The sequence below is a fragment of the Euzebyales bacterium genome (assembly GCA_035461305.1).
Lineage (GTDB): Bacteria > Actinomycetota > Nitriliruptoria > Euzebyales > JAHELV01 > JAHELV01.
This window is the reverse complement of record DATHVN010000021.1, coordinates 1-20359: the sequence shown is the minus strand read 5'-3', so window position 1 is coordinate 20359 and position 20359 is coordinate 1. Positions and strand designations below refer to the sequence as shown.

The 20359-nt window shown below is 72.7% G+C and carries 22 protein-coding genes; 13 read left to right on the top strand and 9 right to left on the bottom strand.

The features are described from left to right. Positions 1 to 980: Mrp/NBP35 family ATP-binding protein (locus VK923_01830; protein HSJ43405.1), on the top strand; the 980-nt coding region annotated here is incomplete at its 5' end. A 10-nt stretch (positions 981 to 990) separates the two neighbouring features. Next, positions 991 to 1740 (top strand): polyprenol monophosphomannose synthase, encoded by a 750-nt coding sequence (locus VK923_01825; protein ID HSJ43404.1) that lies wholly within the window; start codon positions 991 to 993, stop codon positions 1738 to 1740. A 36-nt stretch (positions 1741 to 1776) separates the two neighbouring features. Here VK923_01825 and VK923_01820 read toward each other — a convergent pair whose 3' ends face one another. From VK923_01820 to VK923_01810, 3 genes are all read right to left on the bottom strand, one after another. Further along, complete coding sequence (locus VK923_01820; GenBank protein ID HSJ43403.1) at positions 1777 to 2415, bottom strand: phosphatase PAP2 family protein; 639 nt, start codon at positions 2413 to 2415, stop codon at positions 1777 to 1779. Beyond that, positions 2412 to 2738 carry a Sec-independent protein translocase protein TatB gene (gene tatB / locus VK923_01815; GenBank protein HSJ43402.1) on the bottom strand — a complete coding sequence of 109 codons (327 nt, stop codon included), beginning with the start codon at positions 2736 to 2738 and terminating at the stop codon, positions 2412 to 2414. Before tatB ends, VK923_01820 begins: the two co-directional genes overlap by 4 nt. Before the next feature lie 72 nt (positions 2739 to 2810). Next, the gene (locus VK923_01810; protein ID HSJ43401.1) at positions 2811 to 4013 is read right to left on the bottom strand and encodes a trypsin-like peptidase domain-containing protein; all 1203 of its coding nucleotides are present in this window, start codon (positions 4011 to 4013) and stop codon (positions 2811 to 2813) included. A 245-nt stretch (positions 4014 to 4258) separates the two neighbouring features. Here VK923_01810 and VK923_01805 point away from each other — a divergent pair, with 245 nt between their 5' ends. Then, positions 4259 to 4888: an O-methyltransferase gene (locus VK923_01805; GenBank protein HSJ43400.1), complete on the top strand. Its 630-nt coding sequence runs from the start codon at positions 4259 to 4261 to the stop codon at positions 4886 to 4888. Between the two features lie 96 nt (positions 4889 to 4984). Here VK923_01805 and VK923_01800 read toward each other — a convergent pair whose 3' ends face one another. Further along, positions 4985 to 5758, bottom strand: a complete 774-nt coding sequence (locus VK923_01800) for a hypothetical protein (protein ID HSJ43399.1) — start codon at positions 5756 to 5758, stop codon at positions 4985 to 4987. 96 nt (positions 5759 to 5854) lie between these two features. Here VK923_01800 and VK923_01795 point away from each other — a divergent pair, with 96 nt between their 5' ends. After that, positions 5855 to 6238: a hotdog domain-containing protein gene (locus VK923_01795; protein ID HSJ43398.1), complete on the top strand. Its 384-nt coding sequence runs from the start codon at positions 5855 to 5857 to the stop codon at positions 6236 to 6238. 24 nt (positions 6239 to 6262) lie between these two features. Here the strand turns inward: VK923_01795 and VK923_01790 are convergent, their stop codons facing one another. Then, positions 6263 to 7825, bottom strand: a complete 1563-nt coding sequence (locus VK923_01790; GenBank protein HSJ43397.1) for a leucyl aminopeptidase — start codon at positions 7823 to 7825, stop codon at positions 6263 to 6265. Positions 7826 to 7920: 95 nt separating this feature from the next. Here VK923_01790 and VK923_01785 point away from each other — a divergent pair, with 95 nt between their 5' ends. Continuing rightward, positions 7921 to 8328, top strand: coding sequence for a cupin domain-containing protein (locus VK923_01785; protein HSJ43396.1), 408 nt, complete (start codon positions 7921 to 7923; stop codon positions 8326 to 8328). Here VK923_01785 and VK923_01780 read toward each other — a convergent pair. Beyond that, positions 8250 to 8798, bottom strand: a complete 549-nt coding sequence (locus VK923_01780) for a hypothetical protein (protein ID HSJ43395.1) — start codon at positions 8796 to 8798, stop codon at positions 8250 to 8252. The genes VK923_01785 and VK923_01780 overlap by 79 nt on opposite strands. On the opposite strand from VK923_01780, the gene VK923_01775 reads away from it, so the two are divergent. Both VK923_01775 and VK923_01770 read left to right on the top strand, forming a co-directional pair. After that, a complete protein-coding gene (locus VK923_01775; protein ID HSJ43394.1) occupies positions 8797 to 9234 on the top strand; it encodes a DUF3151 domain-containing protein in 438 nt (145 codons plus the stop codon). The two genes, VK923_01780 and VK923_01775, sit on opposite strands and share 2 nt — an antisense overlap. Positions 9235 to 9371: 137 nt before the next feature. Then, positions 9372 to 10145 carry an alpha/beta fold hydrolase gene (locus VK923_01770; GenBank protein ID HSJ43393.1) on the top strand — a complete coding sequence of 258 codons (774 nt, stop codon included), beginning with the start codon at positions 9372 to 9374 and terminating at the stop codon, positions 10143 to 10145. A gap of 33 nt (positions 10146 to 10178) precedes the next feature. Here VK923_01770 and VK923_01765 read toward each other — a convergent pair whose 3' ends face one another. Together VK923_01765 and VK923_01760 are read right to left on the bottom strand one after the other, a co-directional pair. Next, positions 10179 to 11138, bottom strand: a complete 960-nt coding sequence (locus tag VK923_01765; GenBank protein ID HSJ43392.1) for a HAMP domain-containing sensor histidine kinase — start codon at positions 11136 to 11138, stop codon at positions 10179 to 10181. A 215-nt stretch (positions 11139 to 11353) separates the two neighbouring features. Then, complete coding sequence (locus VK923_01760) at positions 11354 to 11674, bottom strand: hypothetical protein (protein HSJ43391.1); 321 nt, start codon at positions 11672 to 11674, stop codon at positions 11354 to 11356. Between the two features lie 63 nt (positions 11675 to 11737). On the opposite strand from VK923_01760, the gene folP reads away from it, so the two are divergent. From folP to pdxH, 3 genes are read left to right on the top strand one after another with little or no spacing between them, the layout of a single operon-like run. Next, complete coding sequence (gene folP, locus VK923_01755) at positions 11738 to 12598, top strand: dihydropteroate synthase (GenBank protein ID HSJ43390.1); 861 nt, start codon at positions 11738 to 11740, stop codon at positions 12596 to 12598. A gap of 30 nt (positions 12599 to 12628) precedes the next feature. Continuing rightward, positions 12629 to 12976, top strand: a complete 348-nt coding sequence (locus VK923_01750) for a (2Fe-2S) ferredoxin domain-containing protein (GenBank protein ID HSJ43389.1) — start codon at positions 12629 to 12631, stop codon at positions 12974 to 12976. A gap of 8 nt (positions 12977 to 12984) precedes the next feature. After that, positions 12985 to 13635, top strand: a complete 651-nt coding sequence (pdxH, locus tag VK923_01745) for a pyridoxamine 5'-phosphate oxidase (protein ID HSJ43388.1) — start codon at positions 12985 to 12987, stop codon at positions 13633 to 13635. 109 nt (positions 13636 to 13744) lie between these two features. Here pdxH and VK923_01740 read toward each other — a convergent pair whose 3' ends face one another. Next, complete coding sequence (locus VK923_01740; GenBank protein ID HSJ43387.1) at positions 13745 to 14887, bottom strand: alkaline phosphatase family protein; 1143 nt, start codon at positions 14885 to 14887, stop codon at positions 13745 to 13747. 35 nt (positions 14888 to 14922) lie between these two features. On the opposite strand from VK923_01740, the gene VK923_01735 reads away from it, so the two are divergent. The 3 genes from VK923_01735 (at position 14923) to VK923_01725 (ending at position 19714) form a co-directional block, all read left to right on the top strand. Next, positions 14923 to 16341 carry an NAD(P)/FAD-dependent oxidoreductase gene (locus VK923_01735; protein HSJ43386.1) on the top strand — a complete coding sequence of 473 codons (1419 nt, stop codon included), beginning with the start codon at positions 14923 to 14925 and terminating at the stop codon, positions 16339 to 16341. Beyond that, positions 16338 to 17267 (top strand): ribosome small subunit-dependent GTPase A, encoded by a 930-nt coding sequence (gene rsgA, locus VK923_01730; protein ID HSJ43385.1) that lies wholly within the window; start codon positions 16338 to 16340, stop codon positions 17265 to 17267. Before VK923_01735 ends, rsgA begins: the two co-directional genes overlap by 4 nt. Before the next feature lie 161 nt (positions 17268 to 17428). Beyond that, a complete protein-coding gene (locus VK923_01725; GenBank protein ID HSJ43384.1) occupies positions 17429 to 19714 on the top strand; it encodes a hypothetical protein in 2286 nt (761 codons plus the stop codon). Positions 19715 to 20359 lie beyond the last annotated feature (645 nt).

The following is a 20359-nucleotide window of genomic DNA, read 5'->3' as shown; positions in this document are numbered from 1 at the left end:
TGACGGTGCCGGGCTGCCCGCTGAAGGACCGCATCAACACCGACGTGTCGGCGGCCGTGACCGCGCTCGACGGTGTCGATGAGGTCGCGGTCGTCTTCGGGACCATGACCGAGCAGCAGCGCGCCGCCGTCGCGCAGAAGGTCCGCGGTGGTGCGACCGACGACGCAGGCCAGCCCGCCATCCCCTTCAACGACATCGAATCCACGACGAAGGTCCTCGCGATCGCGAGCGGCAAGGGCGGGGTCGGCAAGTCGTCGATCACCGTGAACCTGGCCGTCGCGCTCGCCCAGCAGGGCTACGACGTGGGCATCCTCGACGCGGACATCTGGGGCTACTCCATCCCGCGGATGCTCGGCGTGTCGGGACGGCCCGTGGCGTTCAACAACATGGTCATGCCGCTGCAGGGCAACGGCGTCAAGGTGATCTCGATCGGCTTCTTCCTCGACAGCGAGAAGCCCGTGATCTGGCGCGGCCCGATGCTGCACCGCGCGCTGCAGCAGTTCCTGGCGGACGTGCACTGGGGCGACCCGGACTTCCTGCTGTGCGACCTGCCGCCCGGCACCGGCGACATCGCCATCTCGCTGGCCCAGATGCTGCCCAAGGCGGACATGCTCGTGGTCACCACGCCCCAGCCCGCAGCCCAACGGGTGGCGCTGCGCGCCGGGCAGACAACGGCGCAGACCGGAATGCGGGTCGCGGGCGTCATCGAGAACATGGCCTCGTTCGTCGCCCCCGACACCGGCACCGAGTACCCCATCTTCGGCGTGGGCGGCGGCGAGCTGCTCGCCAGGGAGCTCGAGACCACGCTGCTGGGCTCGATCCCGATCGACCCCAGGCTGCGCGAGGGTTGCGACGAGGGCGTGCCGCTCGTGATCGGCGATCCCGACGCGCCGGCAGCGGCGCGCCTGCGCCAGATCGCCAGGGACCTGGGGCGGCAGCGCTCGTCGCTGGTCGGCAAGCCCCTGCCGCTGGCCATCTGACCCCCGGGTGATGCGCGCGCTCGTCGTCATCCCGACCTACAACGAGGCGTCGTCGCTGCGGCGCATCGTCGAGTCGGTGCGCCGCACCGCGCGTTCGCACGTGCTCGTTGTCGACGACAACTCACCGGACGGCACGGGCGAGCTGGCGGACTGGCTGGCGGAACGCGACTACGGCGTCCATGTGCTGCACCGCCGGAACAAGGCCGGCCTCGGCGCAGCGTACCGCGCGGGCTTCGCGTGGGCCCTGGCGTCCGGCTACGAGGCCATTGGGCAGATGGACGCCGACGGCTCGCACGCGCCGGAGGACGTGCCACGCCTGCTCGACGCGCTGCGTAACGCCGACCTGGTGATCGGCAGCCGCTACGTGCCGGGCGGTGCCGTGCGCAACTGGCCACCAAGCCGCCGCCTGCTGTCGAGGGCGGGCAACGCCTACGTGCAGCTGTGGACGGGCCTGCCGGTCAACGACGCGACCGCGGGCCTTCGCATGTTCAGACGCGCCGCGCTGGCGGCGCTGTCGCTCGACGACGTGCGTTCAGACGGGTACAGCTTCCAGATCGAGTTGGCGCTGCGCGCCCACGCGGCCGGCCTGCGGGTCGTCGAGATCCCCATCACCTTCGTCGAGCGGATCAACGGGGTCAGCAAGATGAGCCGCTCCATCGTCGCGGAGGCCCTGTGGCGGGTGCCCGGCTGGACGCTGCAGGTGCGCGGGCTGCCCACCGCGGTCGATCCCCGCAGCGTCGCGGCACACACGCGCCGCTGACCGGGCTGGGCCGCCGCCGGCTGTCCGATGGGATCGTCAGCCCGCCAGCGCGCGCCTGATCGCCCGCCACGACCGGGCAAGCAGGAGGCCCATCCCCGCCCCGCCGAGGACGTCGCTGGGATAGTGGACGCCGACGTACACTCTGCTGGCCGCCACGAACACCACCAGGCCGCCGGCCGTCAGACGGACCGGGCGGCCGCCGTCTGCGGCGATCACGCTCATCATCGCCGCGGTGACGGCGGCGTGCCCGCTGGGGTACGACGATCCGGTCGGCGGCCGGATCAGGCGGGCCACGCCCTCCGCCTGGTACGGCCGCTCACGCCTGACGCGGGTCTTCGCGCCCTGCGCGACCACCCATGCCGCCGAGCCGACGGCCATGACGTCGCGGGCGAGCCGACGGTACCCCGCCGCGCCGAGTGCGGTGGCCGTGCCGACCACGCCGTACATCGATCCCAGGTCGGTCGCGGCAGCGATCAGGCGGTCCGTCTGACCGGACCGGCTGCGGCGCACCAGGTCGCCCATGCGCACGTCCGCCCGGCGCAGGCGCGCGCTGGACAGCAGCACGAGGGAGCCGCCGACCATCCCGGCGCCCATCGCGGCGATCGAACGCCACACCGGCCGGCGTGCCGCTGGGACCGCGTCCGGCGACGCGGCGACGACGTCCGCGGCGGTCACGTGGCGTGCGGGTCGAACCGGGGCGGCTCGCCGGGCTCGCCGGTCGCATGGGATCCACGCTCCGACCGGGCGTGCAGTGAGCGGGCGTCGAGGCGTGACCGTGACCGCAGCGCCTCGCGCTCACGCTGCAGGTCGTCGGTGAACGACGTGAGCTCGTCGAGCTCGACCTCGGCCTTCAGCGCATCGAACGTGCTGGTCGCCTCGCGTCGGATCTGACCGACGACGCGGCCAACCGTGCGGGCGATCTCGGGCAGGCGCTCCGGACCGAAGATCAGCAGTGCGAGCACCGCCAGCATCATCAGCTCCCAGAACCCGACGTCCACTGCGCTCCCTCACCAGTCCCGATCCGTGGTGTGCGCCCGGTGCCGGCAGCGACCCGCGACGCACGGCCGATGCTACTGCGGATCGTCCGGCGCGCGTTCGACCAGGACGACGTCGACGGTCCGCTGTCTGCCGCCTCGGACGTAGCTGATCGTGACACGGTCGCCGACCTCGTGGTCACGCACGGCGATGCTCAGCTCCTCCATCGAACCGATCGCCCGGCCGTCCAGCCCGACGATCACGTCGTCGGGTGCCAGGCCCGCGCGGGCGCCCGGGGTCCCCGGGGCCACGTCGTGGATCCAGGCGCCGGCCTCCACGCCGAGGCGGTCGGCGACCTGGTCGCTGAGCGGTCCTCCGCTGACCCCGAGCAGCGGATGGCGTACGCGGCCGGTCGCGATGAGCTCGTCGGCGACGTCGACCACCGTGTCGACCGGGATCGCGAAGCCGACCCCGGCGCTGGTCACCTGCCCGGACGTCAGGATGGCGCTGTTGATACCGATCAGGCGCCCGTCGGCGTCGACCAGAGCGCCGCCGGAGTTGCCGGGGTTGATCGGCGCGTCCGTCTGGAGCACCTCGGGCAGGTACACCGTGTCCCCGCCGGCCTCAGCGCCGGCGTGGATGCCTCGGCCCAGTGCGCTGACGACGCCGACGGTGACCGTGGCGTCGAGGCCGAACGGGCTGCCGACCGCGATCGCCAGGTCGCCGACGCGCGGGCCGCGTATGCTGTCGATCGCGATGGGCGTCAGGTCGTCGCGCTCCACGCGGATCACCGCGAGGTCGTTGAGTGGGTCCTGCCCGACGATCTCGGCCGGCGTCGGCTGCCCGTCGGCGAAGACGACCTCGATCGGACCCGGCGCCTCGACGACGTGGTGGTTGGTGACGATCAGCCCCTCCGCGCGGTACACGACGCCCGAGCCGTTGCCGCTGCCCTCGAAGCGGTCGGTCGTCGCGCGGTTGATGCGCACCACCGACGGCAGCACCGCCTGTGCGACGCGCGCCACCGTCCCTGCGGCCACGTCGTCCTGCGGCGAGCCGGTCGCGACGGTCGCGGACCGCTCGGGGACGGTAGTGGCGGGCTGCTGCCCGGGATCCAGGACCCGGTCGGCGGCGATGGCGACGGTCCCGCCCGCGAGACCGGCGATGACCACCGTCGACAGCAGGCGGCGTCCGTTGCGATGTCTGCGGCGGACCGTCGGAAGGCGGGGGAACGAGGGAGGCCGGCGCGGCGGTGAAGACCCCGGGGGCACGCCCCCGGCACCGCGGTCCAGCTGCGTCATCCGTCGACTCCCCCGTCCACCACGTCCCTTCCGCGCGTCCCGGATGCGGGGCTGGCGTGCGACCCGGCCCGCGCGCAGGGGTCGAGGGTGCCACAGCACACGGCCGCAGCGCACGGCGACTGGCCGATCAGACCTTCCCGACCACGTCGTCCGGCCGGTGTCCGCGGAGGCCGTCGACCTTCAGCCGGTCCGGGCGTCCGTGGCGTTACGCTGCAGCCCAGCGCTTGTGATGCTACGGAGACGGTGTGGACACCTCAGCCCCGACGGCCATCGAGATCGAAGCGTTCGCACCGCCGGAGGACGAGGCGCTGCGATCCGCCCGCAGGCTCAGCGAGGAGGAGGGCGTGACGCCCGTCACCCACCTGGGTGGCGCGTGGCTCCGCTGGTTCGTCGGCGTGCGCCCGGCCCGTGACGTCGTCGAACTCGGCACTGGAATCGGCTACAGCGCGCTGTGGCTGCTGATGGGCATGCACCCTCGCGGCATGCTGACGACCATCGAGTCGGATCCCGAGCGCCAGGCCCGCGCCCAGCGCGTGCTGGGCCGCGCCGGCCACGGTCAACGGGTCCGTTGCATCCTCGGCTCGGCGCTCAGCGTGCTGCCCAAGCTGGCCGACGACGCCTACGATCTGGCGTTCATCGACGCCGCACCGGCCGAGTATCCGGACTACCTGCGCCACGCCACCCGGCTGTTGCGCCCCGGCGGCCTCCTGATCGCCGACCACGTCATGCGTGCCGGCCTCGGCGACGCGACCGACCCGGGCGCGTCCGGTCTGCGGGTGTTCGCCGGCATGGTCCGCGACGACCCGACGCTCGTCGGGCAGATGCTCCCGGTCGGCGACGGCATGCTCGTGGCCACCAGGACCCCGGGCGCCTGACCTCGGTGGTCCCGCGCCGCCGCGACCGCGTGCGAATCAGCCCGCGCGTCCGCCGCGGTCCTGCGGGTGGCGTCCGGCGGGATCCACGTGCGCTTGTCAGCCGAAGAACCCGATCTTGGCGGACAGCTCTGCGCTGAACGCCATGATCACGGCCAGGTAGAACATGCCGGTCGCCGCCTGGATCGAGCGCCCGCCCTCCTGTGCGAGCTTCCAGACGAACCCGGCGATCAGCGCGCAGATCGCGACCAGCCCGCCGACCAGCAGCAGCGAGAAGCCCGGCACGGCCAGGAACGGCGAGAACCCGGTCGCCGCCGGCGTGGGGTGCTGCGCCGACAGGACCGCGCCGACGACCGCAGCGACGACGCCGCCGGCGTACAGGGCGGCGCTGCGCACCATGTAGCGGTTCGAGAGGCGGCGCTCGACCATGTACCAGTGCCCAAGGAGCAGGCCGAACAACGCCGTGCCCAGGAAGAACGCTCCGGCCGCAAGCTCGACGGCGGCGAGCACGACGCCCTCGTCGCGCGCCAGCGCGACGGTGCCGAGCGCGGCGACGCCGACCACGGCCGCGGCCAGGCCGACGATCCGCTCGATCGCGAGGCGCGCGAGCACGAGCACCTGCCACAGGGTCAGCACGCCTGCGAACATGCCGAGCGCGAGCACCATGCGGGCCTGGTCGGGCGGGGGCGCGGCGCCGACAGCTGCGCCGGCCGCGGCGCGGGCCGCCCAGGCGCACGCCGCCAGGATCACCCCGGACAGCAGCAGGAACCCGCGCCTGATGTTGCCGTGGACGCCGCTGGTCAGCGTGACGACGGTGCCACCGACGGCCGTCTCGGCCAGCAGCACGGCCATGACCGCCAGCGGGCCGGTCACCGCGTCCTCCCCGGCATCAGCGCATGCGGCCTGCGAGCGCGTGGGTATAGGTGGATCCGGACCCGACCAGCTCGTGACCGATCGACGGAGGCCCTCATGGTGGTTGAGCTTCCCGACACGTGCGTGCCCGGACGCCGCGCGAGCGTCGAGCTGCACGTCACCGCCGAGGACACGGCTGCGGCTCTGGGATCGGGCGACGTCGCCGTGCTGGGGACCCCGCGCGTGCTGGCGATCGCCGAGCAGGCGGCGCTCCAGGCCCTGGGCGACTGCCTCGGACCCGACCTGACGTCGGTCGGCTCGTGGGTCGAGATCGAGCACAAGGCACCCAGTCGCGTCGGCGAGGACGTGCGCGCAGATGCCGTGCTGCTGGGCGTGCACGGACGACGGCTGGAGTTTTCGGTCACGGTCACCTCTGGGAGGACGGAGGTCGCCCACGTCCGGCATCGACGGACGATCGTCGAGCGCGAGAAGTTCGAGTGAGCCGGGCTCGACCCACGTCTCACCTTAGTCAGGCAGCTCGTACCTCGCTGCCTTCCCAACGGCGAGGGAGCCTATCGGCGCTTCACTGAGGGTCTCGAGGTAGGCGACGAGCGTGCGCACGCCGAAGCCCGTCGCGCCCTTGGGGACCAGGGGTCCGTCGCCGCTGTCGGAGAACGCGGGCCCGGCGATGTCGAGGTGCGCCCACGGCACATCGCCGACGAACTCGGCGAGGAAGAGGCCGGCGATGATGGTCGGGGCCTGGCGCGGCTTGCCGATGTTCCTCAGGTCCGCGACCTCGCTGCGCAGCTGTTCGCTGTAGTCGTCGGGCAGCGGCAGGCGCCACAGGCGCTCACCGGCCCGGCGCGCGGCGTCCTCGAGGGTGTCGAGCAGCACGTCGTCGGTGCCCATGATCGCAGCGATGCGGTGCCCCAGCGCCACGATCTGACCGCTGGTCAGGGTCGCGACGTCGATCATCGCGGTGGGCGCCAGCTCTCCGCCGTACGCCAGCGCATCGGCGAGGACCAGCCGGCCCTCGGCGTCGGTGTTCATGACCTCGACGGTGGTGCCGTCGCGGTGCGTCAGCACGTCCGACACGCGCGTGGCGTCACCACCGGGCATGTTCTCGGCCAGCGCCAGCAGGCCGGTCACGCGGGGGGTCACCCGCAGCCGCGCGACGGCCAGCAGGGCACCCACGATCGCCGCCGCGCCGCCCATGTCGCTCTTCATCGTGGCCATCGAGTCCGACGGCTTCAGGGACAGTCCCCCGCTGTCGAAGGTGATGCCCTTGCCGACGAGCACGACGTGCGGGCCGTCGCCGCCACCCGTGCCGTCGTAGCGCAGCTCCACCAGCCGGGGCTCCGTCGACGAGCCCCGTCCGACGCCGAGCAGGCCGCCGAACCCTCCCCGCTCGAGCTCGTCACCCGCCAGCACCCGTGCCGTCACCCCGGTGCCTTCGAGCAGCGACACCACGCGATCGGCGAGGGCGGGCGGCCGCTTGAACGCCGGCGGGGTGTTGACGAGGTCGCGTGTGATGTTGGTCGCCTCCGCCACCGTGCGGCCACACGTCACGCCAGCGGCGACCGCGCCCGCATCGACGCCGTCGCCGGCGACGAGGACGATGCGGTCGAGTCGCACGGCGTCGTGGGCTTTGGTGCGGTAGGTCGTGTAGGCGTAGGCGCCGAGGCCGGCACCCTCGGCGACCGCCCGGGCGACGGTGCCTGCATCGAGCCCGTCCGCGAGGTCGGCGGGGATCACGTACGCCAGGGTCGTGTCCCGGCTCGCCTGCCGGGCCCCTGCCGCCGCCGCGCGGCGCAGGGCGGCGGTGTCGGTCTGGTCACGGTCGCCGGTCCCGACCACCAGCAGCAGCACGGTCCGGTCACCCAGCACGAGCGGCACACGACCGACGTCATCGACGGCACCCGTCGCGTGCAGGGCGTCCAGCACGCCGGTGACGTCGATGCCGGCGCGGCGCGCGAGCGCGGCGAGGTCGGCTCCGATCACGGGTCGCTCGTCGACCCGTGCCACGAAGCAGGCGATGACGTCTGCGCCTGCGGCTTCGACGGAGGCGGCGGTCTCGATGGCGGGCACGGCTGGCTCACTTTCGCGGTGGGTGCGACGCCGCCCGTGATGGCGTGGACGGCCGTCGCGAGTGTAGGCGTCGGGCGCATGCGAGACTGTGGGGGATGCGGGAACCCGTCGCCGCCGACCTCCGTGACCACGTCGCGTTCGACGCAGAGCACGCCGTGCGGTCACGGGTTCACGAGACCGACCTGCTCGCGGTCGACATGCTCTGCCTCGAGCCGGGCCAGCAGCTCGGCGCGCGGACCCACGACGAGTCCGACACCCTCTACGTCGTGATCGGCGGCCGTGCGTGGGTCGTGACCGACGGAGACGAGGTCACGCTCGGTCCGCTGCAGACCGTGCTGATCCCCGCCGGCACGCCCCACGGGATCCGCAACGACTCGCCCGACCCGCTGCTCCTGCAGGCGGTCAGCAGCCTGCCGATCCCCGTTCAGTCGCTGCGCGGGACGACGTCGAACGACCCCGAAACCGAGCCGGACGGCAGTTCGAGCCGCAGCTCACCCACGTAGTTGCTGAACGGCTCGACCGTGCGCAGCTCGAGGCGGCCGCCCCGCGCGCGCAGCCGCTCCCCGGTGCCGAGCTGGAGGTCGACGACCGCGCCGTCGGTCACGTCGTCGCATCCGCCGCCGCACGGCGGATCAACGACCGGCAGGGAGGCACCCGACCGGAGCACGTCGGGGTTCTCGAACACCAGCACGACCAGCTGCCCGTCGATGTCGTCGGCGATGACGCAGACGTCGGAGTCGCCGGACACGTCGGGATCGCAGTCGCCGACGTTCAGCTCGGGCGAGCCGTCACTGACCGCCAGCTGGCGGTTCGCCACGCTCCCGGCGAGCTGCAACCCCGCCCGCCCGTCACGCGGCTGTACGGTCTGGGCGGGGACCGACCAGCAGCCCGACACCAGGACCGCCACCAGCGGCACCACGACCCATCGCGCGCGGGCGCGCGCGGCGGCAGACCACAGGAGCGCAGTCGTCATGGCATCCGACCTACCGTTGCAGGGAGCGACGCCGACCCACCTGCCGGCCCTGGACCCCGCGCTGACCGAGGCGCTCGCGGCCGCCGTCGCCGACGGCAGCCTCGAGGCGCTGCGCGACATCGCGCGCGCCCACCCCGACTACCTCGACGCGTGGGCGCGTCTGGGTGAAGCCGCTCTGGCAGCCGGGGACGACGTCGGCGCGTACGCCTTCGCGCGGGTCGGGTACCACCGCGGCCTGGACGCGACACGCCGCGCCGGGTGGCGGGGACAGGGCGCCGTGCCGTGGTCGCACGAGCCGAACCGCGGGTTCCTCCGCAGCCTGTGGCTGCTCGGGCAGGCCGCGGCCGCCATCGGCGAGGACGACGAGACACAGCGGTGCGCCGTGTTCCTGCAGGAGCTCGCTCGCGATCATGACCTGCCTGACGTCCCGGCGTAGGCACCCGGGCGGGAGGCCGAGCCTACGCCGTGAGCGAGCGGGCGAGCGCGGTGGCGTCGGCTAGCCTGGCGCGCAGATCCACGTCATCGAACCGCGACGGGGCCGCCCACTGCCGCCCCGACCGCACGGAGCCTTCAATGTTCACTCAGGTCAACGGCGTCAACCACCACTACCGCAGCCTCGGCGAGGGCCCGCCGATCGTGCTGATCCACGGTCTCGGCGGAGCGCTCGAGATCTGGCACGGCATGGCTGAGCTGCTCGCCCTGCACCACCACGTCGTGACGCTCGACCTGCGCGGCCACGGCCGCACGGCACCTGGTCGAGCGCAGTTCAGCATCAAGTCGTGGAGCCAGGACGTCGCCGGCCTCATGGAGGTTCTCGAGCTGCCGGCAGCGACCGTCGTCGGCCACTCGATGGGCTCGCTGGTCGCCCAGCACCTGGCGCTCACCTCGCCGGACCTCGTCGACCAGCTCGTGCTCATCGGCGGCATCAGCTACTTCGAACCGCCCGACAAGGAGGCGTACGAGCAGCGCGCGAAGATCGTCGACGAGCAGGGGCTCGACGAGATCGTCGACGATTGGCTGGCCGGCGCGCTGTCACTTCGGACGCACGCCCGCCTGCCGCAGGTCAGCGGGCTGCTGCGCCACATGTTCCTGTCGAACGATCCGCGCAGCTACGCGAAGGCCTGCCGCGCGCTGGCGCGGGTTCCGACGATCGAGCGCGAGCAGATCGGCCAGCCGACGCTGCTGCTGGTGGGCGACCACGACCGCTCGACTCCGCTGCGCATGACCGAGCAGCTGCACCGGGAGATCCCGGTGTCACGGGTGCAGGTCGTCCCCTCGGCGGCCCACTGGATGACGCTGGAGCACCCGGACGTCCTGTCGGTGGCGATCCTGCAGTTCCTGACCTGACCCACGCGCGATCCGGACGCCGGCGGAGCGGCGTCACCCCACCCGTTCCCTCGGCGGCAGGTGGTCGGGCTCCGTCGTCGGCGGCTCGGCCACCGGGTATGCGGCCGCTGCCGTACTGCGCCGGGCGTCGGTCGGCGGCGCCTGCTCGGTGCGGGGCTCGTGCGCCGAGGGCAGGCTGATCTCGAACACGATGAGCCGCGGGTGGTCGACGAGGTCGATGCTTCCGCCGTATGCCTCGACGAGCTGCCTGCACACGTGCAGGCCCAGGCCCAGGCCGTCCGCGGTCCGGGTGTCGGTCGTGTCGCCCTGGACGTACGGGTCGTAGAGCGCGGACCGCAGGCCCAACGGGATGGCGGGACCGGCGTTGGCGACCCGCACGACCACCCGCCCGTCCCGCTCGCAGCCGTCGAGGTAGATCTTGGCGTCGGTGTCGCCGAACTTGACCGCGTTGTCGAGCAGGTTCGCCAGGATGCGGATCGCGGCCTCCTCGTCGATCAGCGCTCCCAGGGCGCCCTGCATGCTGATCTGCAGTCGCCCCTCCCCACCGGCCATTCCGGCCCGCGCCACGGCCTTGGACAGCGCCCGCGACAGCTGACAGGTGCCGCCGACCACGACGAGCGGCGTGCGGGACGCGACCACGACGTTGTCGATCAGGCGGGCCAGGCGGTTCGCGTGCTCGTCGATGGCCTCGACGAACAGCCGCAACGTGTCGTGGTCGAGGTCATCGAGCCGGCCCGACAGGGTGCGGGAGAACCCGACGACGCCCGTGACAGGGGTCCGCAGCTCATGGGAGACCAGCGCGAGGATCTGCCGCTTGGTGTGGGCGAGCTCGCGCTCGTGCGCTTCGATGTCGCTGCGCATCCGGCGCTCCGCGCACCAGCGGGCCGCGATCGCGGCCGTCGTCGCGGCGGTGGCCACCGCCAGGCCGGCGACGACCGTCGACGGCACGTGCAGCCGCGTGGCCACGACGACGACCACCAGTGGCACCGGCATCGCGATCAGAGCGGCCCGCGCAACCTCGCAACGTGTGCGACGCGCACGGGACGACGACGGCCCTTCGACGGAACGGCGAGGGAGGGATCGCTCGGACACGGTCCACACTGTACGCATCAGACACGTCACCGTTCGACGACAAAGCGGTCGTCCCGCCCTTGTTTCGCTCGGTCGGGGGATGCCCCCATCCCTCGATCGTGGGACCCTGACGCGCGTCAGGGAGCCTCATCGTCGACGAGCACGTGCCACAGGGCCGCGGCTGCGGCCAGCGCCTCGTCGGTGTCGGCGGCGGCGATTGTCGGGTCACGCTCGATCTGCGCCCGTGGGAACGCCAGCACCGGCCGCCCGTTGATGGGCGGCACGGAGGCCGGCGGCGCGTCGCCGACGGCCACGGCGTTGGTCGCCGCGGCGTTGGGCCGGCGCTCCGGGGGGAACGAACGGGGCAGGCGCTGCGCCTCGCGCAGAGCCGCCCACGACACCATCGCCAACACGAACGCGCCTACGACCGCCAGCACAAGCATGTGCGGAGTATGCACGCCGGGGACCTGTGAACGGCGGAGGTGCCGCGGGCGGGAGCCGGCCCCGGCCAGGAGGGCAACATGCGACTCGGCCCCCACGAGTTCGACTTCAACAGCCGCATCGCGGTGATGGGCATCGTCAACCGCACACCGGACTCGTTCCACGACCGGGGCGCGACGGTCGGGCTCGACGCGGCCCTGGCGCTGGCCGAGGAGCAGGTCGCCGCCGGTGCCGACATCATCGACGTCGGCGGAGTCAAGGCTGGTCCCGGAGACGAGGTCGACGTCGACACCGAGCGCGAGCGTGTGGTGCCGTTCGTCGAGCGCTTCCGCGCGCGGACCGACGTCCCGGTGTCGGTCGACACCTACCGTCCGGCGGTCGCCCGGGCCGCACTCGACGCCGGTGCCGACATCGTCAACGACGTGACCGGGTTGAGCGACCCCGAGATCGCCGATGTGGTCGCGCAGCATCCGCACACCGCACTCGTACTGACCCACCACGGCGGTCCGCCGCGGTCACGCCCATTCCGTCCCGACTACGACCCCGACGTGGTGACGGCCGTCCGGCGCCGGTGCGCGGCGCTGATCGACATCGCCGTGGCGCGCGGCGTCGGGCCCGGGCAGCTGATCGTCGACCCCGGCTACGACATGTTCAAGACGACCGCCCATTCGCTGGAGCTGACCCGTCACATCGACGTCCTCACCGGGCTCGGCCATCCTGTGCTCGTCGCGCTGTCGAACAAGGACTTCCTGGGCGAGGCACTCGATCTGCCGCTGGACCGGCGCGGTCCGGCGTCGCTGGCGGCCGCCGTGTTCACCGCGCTGCACGGTGCGAGGATCGTGCGCGCGCATGACGTCGCCCAGGCCGTCCAGGCGCTGCGGCTGGTGGAGGTGCTGCTGGGTTGGCGTGCCCCCGCGACGCAGCTCCGAGGACTGGACTAACGTGGCCCGAACGCCGACGGAGGTGGATCCATGCCCAAGCCCCGCACGTTCGCGTTCGTGTGCATCAACCAGCGCGACGCCTCCCACCCACGGCCGAGCTGCGCCGCGAACGGCGGTGCCGAGCTGTTCAACGCCCTGCGCGAGGAGCAGGGCCGCCGGCTGGCGACCGACGTCAAGATCGTCGCGGCCGGCTGCCTCGAGGCGTGCATGGTCGGCCCGGTCGTGGCCGTGTTTCCAGACGACGTGATCTACGGCGGCGTGATCCCAGACGACGTGCCGGCGATCATGGACCACCTCCAGGGCGGTCCGGTCGTGCGGCAGCTCGAGCTCGGCGACGCCGAGTTCGACCTGCGCCCGCCCGAGATGACCAGCCCCTGAGCTGATCCGTGGACGTCCCCGCCGACAGTGCCGTCCGGCACCTGCGCCGCGAATACCGCAACCCCCCGCTGGACGAGGCCGACCTGTCCGAGGACCCGCTGCTGCAGATCGGCAGGTGGGTCGACGCCGCCGTGGACGCGGGTGTGACAGAGCCCAACGCGATGACGGTCGCGACGGTCGGCGCGGACGGCGCCCCCTCCGCCCGCGTCGTGCTGCTCCGCGGCCTCGACGACGGGCTGGTCTTCTACACCAGCTACCGCAGCCGCAAGGGCCGTGAGCTCGCCGCCGACCCGCGGGCGGCAGCGGTGCTGTGCTGGCTCGACCTGTCACGCCAGATCCGCGTCACAGGCACGTGCGCCCGCGTCACAGCCGCCGAGAGCGATGCGTACTGGGCCTCGCGACCACCCGGCAGCCGGCTGAGCGCGGCGGCCAGCCCGCAGAGCAGCGTCATCGACGACGCCGAGGAGCTCACGCGACGTGTCGCGGCGCTGCGTGCGCGTCACCCCGACGGTGACGTGCCGCGGCCCGACCACTGGGGTGGCTTCCGCCTCCGGCCCGATGCCGTGGAGCTGTGGCAGGGACGCCCCGACCGGCTCCACGAGCGGCTGCGGTACCGCCGCGACGGCGGTACCTGGATCGTGGAGCGCCTCGCCCCGTAGGGTCTGTCCCCCCGGGACCGGTCGTGCGAGCCGCAAGGAGGCGAGCCCGGATGCGGACGGGGCCGAATGTCGGCCGGACCGGAGGACTGACCCGTTCGTTCGGCACCCGTCAGCCGCCGCGGACCGCGAGCAACGGCACCAGCACCTCCTCGGCGCTCACGCTGCCGTGCATCGTGACCAGCTCCGCCTGGCGCCTGTCCGCTGGGTCGACGATGGTCGCGGCACCGCGTGCCGCCAGGACGACGTCGCCGAGACGTCCCGCGACGACGGGATGCATCGTCGGTCCCATCCAGCCGGTGGCGATGAGGCTGTCCCGATCGTGGACCCAGGCGTGGGCGCCTGCGAGCTCGGTCGCGGCCGCCAGCAGGTCCGCGGACGCGCCCGGCCGGGCGTGCAGGTAGCGCAGGCGGGTGCTGCCACCCATCGCGCTGACCATCCCGTCCAGAGGGCGCAGGTCGACGCGCTCGGCGACGTTGGTGGTCACCTGGCCGTGGTCGGCCGTAACCAGCATCGCCGCACCGCGCGGCAGCCGTCGATGGACGCTTGAGACGACGTCGTCGGCCAGTGCCAACGCCTGGCCGAAGGCGTCGTGGGCCATGCCGTGCTCGTGTGCCGTCCGGTCGAGGTCTGGCAGGTATGCGTAGACGATCGGCGCGCCGGCATCGACGCACGCGCCCACCCGCTCGACGAGCTCCGTCGCGGTCTCGAACCCGTGGTAGCGCCCACCCCGCAGATGGGCCGCGCTGAACCCGGAGCCCGCAAACTTCGCGTGGCTGACGACCTCGACCGGGCCACCCGGGAACGGCCGGTGGGGCTGGACCTTGGACGGCTCGGGCGGCGTGCCCTCGGCGACCGTCCACTGCAGCACGCTGAGCACGCGGCCGCCCACCCGCATCCGGTCGCCGAGCATGCCGTGGACCGCCGGTGGCAGCCCGGTGGTCAGCGTCGGCAGCGCGCTGGCGGTCGTCGACGGCACCACCGAGGTGATCGTCGACGCCTCGAAGGGAGCCAGCGACGGCAGCCACTCCCCGAACCGCCGGTACATGTCCCAGCCGAGGCCGTCGATGAGCAGCAGCACCCGCTGCGGCGCCCCGGCGACCCACGCGGGCGCCCCGAGCGGCGCCCGCCCGGCCTGCAAGGCTGGCAGCACGTCACCGAGCCAGCCACCCTCGTAGTCAGGCATCACGGCAGCGCCGGCGATGTCCGCGACGATCTCGGGCTCGTCACCGGCCGCTGCGGCTCCTAGGCTCATAGTCGACACGAGCCTAGCGACACGAGGTCTGCGTCATGCCCCGACACCCGCAAGCACCCGCCGCCGGCCGACGACGCGCCCGCGTCCTGGTCCTCGGCGGTGGCTTCGCCGGCGCCACGGTGACACGCGGGCTCGGCACGACCGGGGTGACGCTGGTCTCCAACGAGAACGCGCTGCTGTTCACGCCGATGCTGCCCGAGGTGGCGTCCGGCACCATCGAGCCGCGCCACGTGGTCGTGCCGCTGCGCCAGATGTGCCCACACGCCGACCTGGTGCTCGGTGAGGTCTCGCACGTCGACACCGACAGGAAGACCGTCGTGGTCTCCAACGAGGTCGGCGAGCTGATCTACAGCTACGACCACCTGGTCATCGCGATGGGCGCGGTGTCGCGAACGTTGCCGATCCCCGGGCTCGCCGACCACGCCGTCGGCTTCAAGACCTTCTACGACGCCGTCTACCTGCGCGACCACGTGCTGCGCGAGCTCGAACTGGCCGACAACGAGCAGTCACGTGAGCGGGCGGCCAGTCACCTGGGCTTCGTGTTCGTCGGCGCCGGCTACGCGGGCGTCGAGGCGCTGGCCGAGCTCCACGACCTGGTGCAGGACGCGCTGCGCGACTACCCGAGCCTGCGCGGCATCCCGCACCGATGGCTGCTCGTCGAGGCCCAGGACCGGATCCTGCCGGCCATCCCGACGCACCTGGGCGAGTATGCGACCGAGCTGCTGGCAGCCCGCGGCATCGAGATCCACACGAACACGCGACTGAACGCCGTGCACGACGACCGCGTCGAGCTGTCGGGCGGCCAGGTCGTGCCGGCCCACACCGTGGTGTGGAGCGCGGGCGTCGCCCCGCACCCGCTGGTGACGGTCATGGACCTACCCACGGACCGCACCGGCCGCATCAAGGTCGACGCCGCCCTGCGGGTCGAGGACCACGAGGACGTGTGGGCGCTCGGCGACATCGCGCAGGTGGTGAACGTCGCAACCCCCGGGGTGAACGATCCGCCGACCTCACAGCACGCCATCCGACAGGGCCGGCACCTGGCGCGCAACCTCAAGCACGCGCTGGCCGGCGAACCGCTACAGCCCTACGGCTTCAAGGCACTGGGCCAGGTCGCGACGCTCGGGCGGTACCGCGGCATCGCTGACGTGCTCGGCCTGCGGTTCTCCGGCATGCTCGGGTGGCTGATCACCCGCACGTATCACGTGTACGCCATGCCTCTGCTGACGCGGCGCATCCGGGTGCTCACCGACTGGACGCTGTCACTGTTCTTCCGACGCGACGTCGTCGCCTACGGCGGCTCGGAGTCGGCGCCCAAGCTGCGCGACTACGAGCCTCCAGGCACCGAGGATCTCAAGGCGGTCCGGGCGCCGGTCGTCCCGGAGCACTCCAGCGCGACGGATGAATCGTCCGACGTCGGGGCCGGCGGCGACGCGAACGACGCCACCGCGTGACGCCCGACGACCACAGGGTCGCGCTCGGGTGGGACGACGGGTGGGAGCAGGCGTTCACGCGCCTGCCGGGCCGCCCTGCCCGCATCGCACGCGTCGATCGCGGGCGCCTGCGCATCCTCGAGCGACAGGGGCCGGTATCGGTGGATCCGCCCGTCGACGGGCCGCCGCTGGTCACCGGTGACTGGGTGACCTGCGCGTTCGACGACGAGCGGCCGCGGGTGCTGGCCGTGGCACCGCGCAGGACGGAGCTGGTGCGCCGCGATCCCGCCGAGGACGCGCCCCGGCCCCAGGTGCTCGCCGCGAACATGGACCAGGTGTGGATCGTCCACGCCGTCGACCAGCCCCTGCGGGCCGGCTGGCTCGACCGGGCGCTGGTCGTGGGCCATGGCAGCGGCGCGGACGTCCTCGTGGTCGTCGCGAAGGCCGACCTCGACGGCGTGGACGGCGTGATCGCCGGCGTGGTGGCGCTGGCGCCGGGTGTCGAGGTGCACATGACGAGCACCGTCGACGGCGCGGGCGTCGCCGCGCTCCGCGAGCGCCTGCGCGACGGACGCTGCGCGGCGCTCATGGGACGCTCGGGCGCGGGGAAGTCGTCACTGATCAACGCGCTGCTCGGCGAGGCCACGCACCGGACTGGCGAGGTGCGGGCGGGCGACGCCAGGGGCCGGCACACGACCACACGACGGTCGCTCGTGCGCGTCGGCGGCGGCTCGGTGATCGACACCCCTGGGGTGAGAGCGCTGGGGCTGTGGGATCCGGCGCACGGCCTCGCGCTCACCTTTCCCGAGATCGCCGACCTGGCGGCGCTTTGCCGGTTCACGGACTGCAGCCACACCCACGAGCCGGGATGCGCGGTGCTCAGCGCCCTCGACGACGGTGAACTGGACACCAATCGTTACCGACGGTACATGACCCTATGTGTTTGACGAATGACGCTGCGGCGCCGTTGGAACTAGTTCATCCCGCGTGTTCCACAGAATTCATTACCATTGTGGGTTTCACATGGGCCGGCACTGTCACGCTTGGTGTCGACATCGCACATCCTCATGCGGGCAGCGGACGACAGCTGCGAAAGGGCGGGCCGAGTGTGACCGTTGACCGACGGCATCTGATCGGGCTGGTGCTGCGTGCCGTGGTGGCCGCCGCAGTGCTGGTCGTCGTCGCCGGCATCGCACCGGCGGACGCGGCCCCGCTCCTGCCTCTCGTCGACCCGCTCGACGAGATGGAGATCCTCGCGGTCCGGGACGGCGAGCCGACCGAGGTGCTGTTCGTTGCGCCGGCGCGCATGATGACGCAGACCCTGACCGGCCAGGACGTCGTCGCCCGCGTCGACGGCACCGAGCAGTCCGTGAGCCTGCAGCGGCTGGGCGCCACCGACCTCGAGGTCGCGGTCGTCGCGGACACGACCCTGCCGCAGGCCGACGTGCGTCACATGCAGGGCGCGATCGTCGAGCTCGCGCTCGACCTGCCGCAGGGCGCGACGATGCGCCTCATCGACGCCGAAGGCAACGCGACCGAGCCCGCCCCCGTACCCGGACCCGCGATCGCACAGGTCCGGGGGCTGCGCTTCGACACAGGCGGCGACATCCAGCAGACCGTCGACCAGAGCGCGGACCTCCTCGACGGCTCCCCGCAGGACCGGACGGCGCTCCTCGTGATGGGCCGTGATCTCGATCAGCGGCTCCAGCCGATCGACGATCACCCACTCAGCCGCACCACCTACGTCGTGAACGTGGGCGGCGCCGCGGACGACGACGGGCTCCTCGGTCCCCAGGCCGCCGGCACGGTCATCACCGTCGACGACATCACCGACGTGCTGTCCGCCACCGACGAGATGTCCCAGGACCTGCGCAACCTGTACCGTGCCGAGGTCACGGTTCCCGGCCCCGAAGCGCAGACCCTCACCCTGTCGATCCCCGCCGCAGGCGACGACGCGCCCAGCCGGACCGTCGCGCTCGACCCGGACAGCATCAGGCCCGTCGAGGTCGATCCCGCCCAGGGTGGACAGGACGCGCCACAGGACGGCGGCGACGCCGCCCCACCGGCACCGGCCGGCGGACGGACCTATCAGGGCATCACGCTGCGTGATGTCCTCGCCCCAGCCGCCATCGTCGGCATCGCACTGATCATCCTCGCGCTGCTCTGGCTGCTCGCCCGCGAGGCCGGGTCCCGCGTATGCGCCTGGCGGCGGCGCACGAAGCTGTCCACGCCGACCGCTGCCGCCGCGGATCCGCCTCCGGGCGCGCCGACGGGTGACGCGACCGGCACCAACCTGCTCGACACCGGGCCCGGTACCGACACCACGGCGGCAGACGACGCCCCGCGACAGGACGTCGCGGATCCCGGACATCTCGGAGCGGCCGCGGGCGCGGCCGCAGCGACACGGCGCACCCAGGACGCGGCCGGATCCCGGACACGGCCCATCGCCAAGCTCAGCACCTCGACGCGGGAGGCGCTGGCGCACGCCCACCTCGGCCTCCGCCGGCTGGCCCTGGCGTCCCGCGAGGCGGCCGACAGCGTGCCCGACGACATGTTCCGTCTGACCGAGGCGCTGGCCAGCGTGGCGCTGAGCGGCCAACGCGTCGACCTCGACGACGTGCTGGTCGCCCGGCTCGCCCTCGATGAGGCGGACGGCGACGTCGGCCTCGTGCTGCGGACCGCGACCGCGTTGTCGACCGGATGGCAGCACACGGCGCGACGCACGTCCGCCCCGCCACCCGTCATCGAGATCAACGCGGTGCTCACGGGCCGTGCACCCAACGGCACCAGGAAGGGACCCCAGCGCCCGGTCGCCCCGGTCCGCGCACTGAACCCACTGGTTGAGATCGGCCTCGAGCACATCGTGCTCGCAGCGCGACCGGGTGACGACAGCGACCTGGTCGCCCGTGCCGTGACCGCCGTGGACGTCATGCGCGCCGCCCGCCTCGCCCGCCCCGCACTGGCGATGAGCCCATCGCTGCTCACGAATCCGCACCGCTACCGGTGCTGCCTCGATGCCGACCTCGGCGATCCGCAGCAACGCGACGAGTGGCTCGAGTTCCTGTGCGCCAGCATCGCGTGTGGCGCGACCGACTCCGCAGAACGGATGCGCCGCCTCGACCGGCTGCGGAGGCGCTACCGCGAGCGCAGCGCCGACACGCGCGTCCTCCCGCTCATCGATCTGCTGCTGTCCCACCCGGTCCTCGACGCCAACCTCGTGAGGCGTCGGCTGTCGACCTCGCACGACGCCGCCCGGCTGCTGCTGTCGATCGTGTTCGAGTCCGGCTGGCTCCAGCCACACCGCCGCCTGTCCGACACCTGGGTCGCCGACCAGGTGCTGGCGTTGTTCACCGACGCCACCGACGCGCACGACCGGACCTCCCAGCCAGCCTGACAGAAAGGGACGGGACACATACGACAAGTGATGGCGACGTCCACGACGCTGGTGTGCCTGGTGCTGATCGGTGGTCCGGCGACGGCACGGTCCGACACGACGACTTGTGAGACCGGCCCACAGCTTCCGTGGGTGTTGCGCCGACGTCGACCGGGACGGTGAGCAGATCCTGGAGGGCTGGAAGCCTGCCAGATCCACCGACCCGAACGGACTGCCCGCGGTCCGCGAGGCCGCGCCCCACCGGACAGCGAGCCCGTGGTGGAGGGCACCCTGGACCTGCCACCGGGCGCCAACCTGTCAGCCGTCGTCCAACCGACGCGGAGGCAACCCGACCATCTCGGTGTTCCACAATGCATTCGAGGCACCTGGCGGGAAACCGCGCATGCGCCGTCGTGCAGCACACCGCGGCCGCACCGCGATCGGCGTAAGGGTCGGTGACACGGTCGCGCGCGCCTGGCGCCCGACAGGAGGGCACCGGAACCGTCCGTCCGGTGCCGGACGAGGTGACCCACCGTCGACGCAGCGCCCGACGAGTGACTCGTCCCACCGGCCCGGTTCAGCGCCGATCCGAACGCGGTCGTCGCGCTGTACCTGATCGGCTCGGCCGTCGACGAACAGCCTCGGGCGGCGACGCCGTGCGCGTCG

What these genes read in the sequence shown, in the direction of transcription:
- VK923_01825 (HSJ43404.1), top strand. Translation starts at nt 991, where the DNA reads ATGCGCGCGCTCGTCGTCATCCCGACCTACAACGAGGCGTCGTCGCTG.
- VK923_01810 (HSJ43401.1), bottom strand. Translation starts at nt 4,013, where the DNA reads ATGACGCAGCTGGACCGCGGTGCCGGGGGCGTGCCCCCGGGGTCTTCA.
- VK923_01795 (HSJ43398.1), top strand. Translation starts at nt 5,855, where the DNA reads ATGGTGGTTGAGCTTCCCGACACGTGCGTGCCCGGACGCCGCGCGAGC.
- VK923_01785 (HSJ43396.1), top strand. Translation starts at nt 7,921, where the DNA reads ATGCGGGAACCCGTCGCCGCCGACCTCCGTGACCACGTCGCGTTCGAC.
- VK923_01775 (HSJ43394.1), top strand. Translation starts at nt 8,797, where the DNA reads ATGGCATCCGACCTACCGTTGCAGGGAGCGACGCCGACCCACCTGCCG.
- VK923_01780 (HSJ43395.1), bottom strand. Translation starts at nt 8,798, where the DNA reads ATGACGACTGCGCTCCTGTGGTCTGCCGCCGCGCGCGCCCGCGCGCGA.
- VK923_01770 (HSJ43393.1), top strand. Translation starts at nt 9,372, where the DNA reads ATGTTCACTCAGGTCAACGGCGTCAACCACCACTACCGCAGCCTCGGC.
- VK923_01765 (HSJ43392.1), bottom strand. Translation starts at nt 11,138, where the DNA reads ATGCCGGTGCCACTGGTGGTCGTCGTCGTGGCCACGCGGCTGCACGTG.
- folP (HSJ43390.1), top strand. Translation starts at nt 11,738, where the DNA reads ATGCGACTCGGCCCCCACGAGTTCGACTTCAACAGCCGCATCGCGGTG.
- VK923_01750 (HSJ43389.1), top strand. Translation starts at nt 12,629, where the DNA reads ATGCCCAAGCCCCGCACGTTCGCGTTCGTGTGCATCAACCAGCGCGAC.
- VK923_01740 (HSJ43387.1), bottom strand. Translation starts at nt 14,887, where the DNA reads ATGAGCCTAGGAGCCGCAGCGGCCGGTGACGAGCCCGAGATCGTCGCG.
- VK923_01735 (HSJ43386.1), top strand. Translation starts at nt 14,923, where the DNA reads ATGCCCCGACACCCGCAAGCACCCGCCGCCGGCCGACGACGCGCCCGC.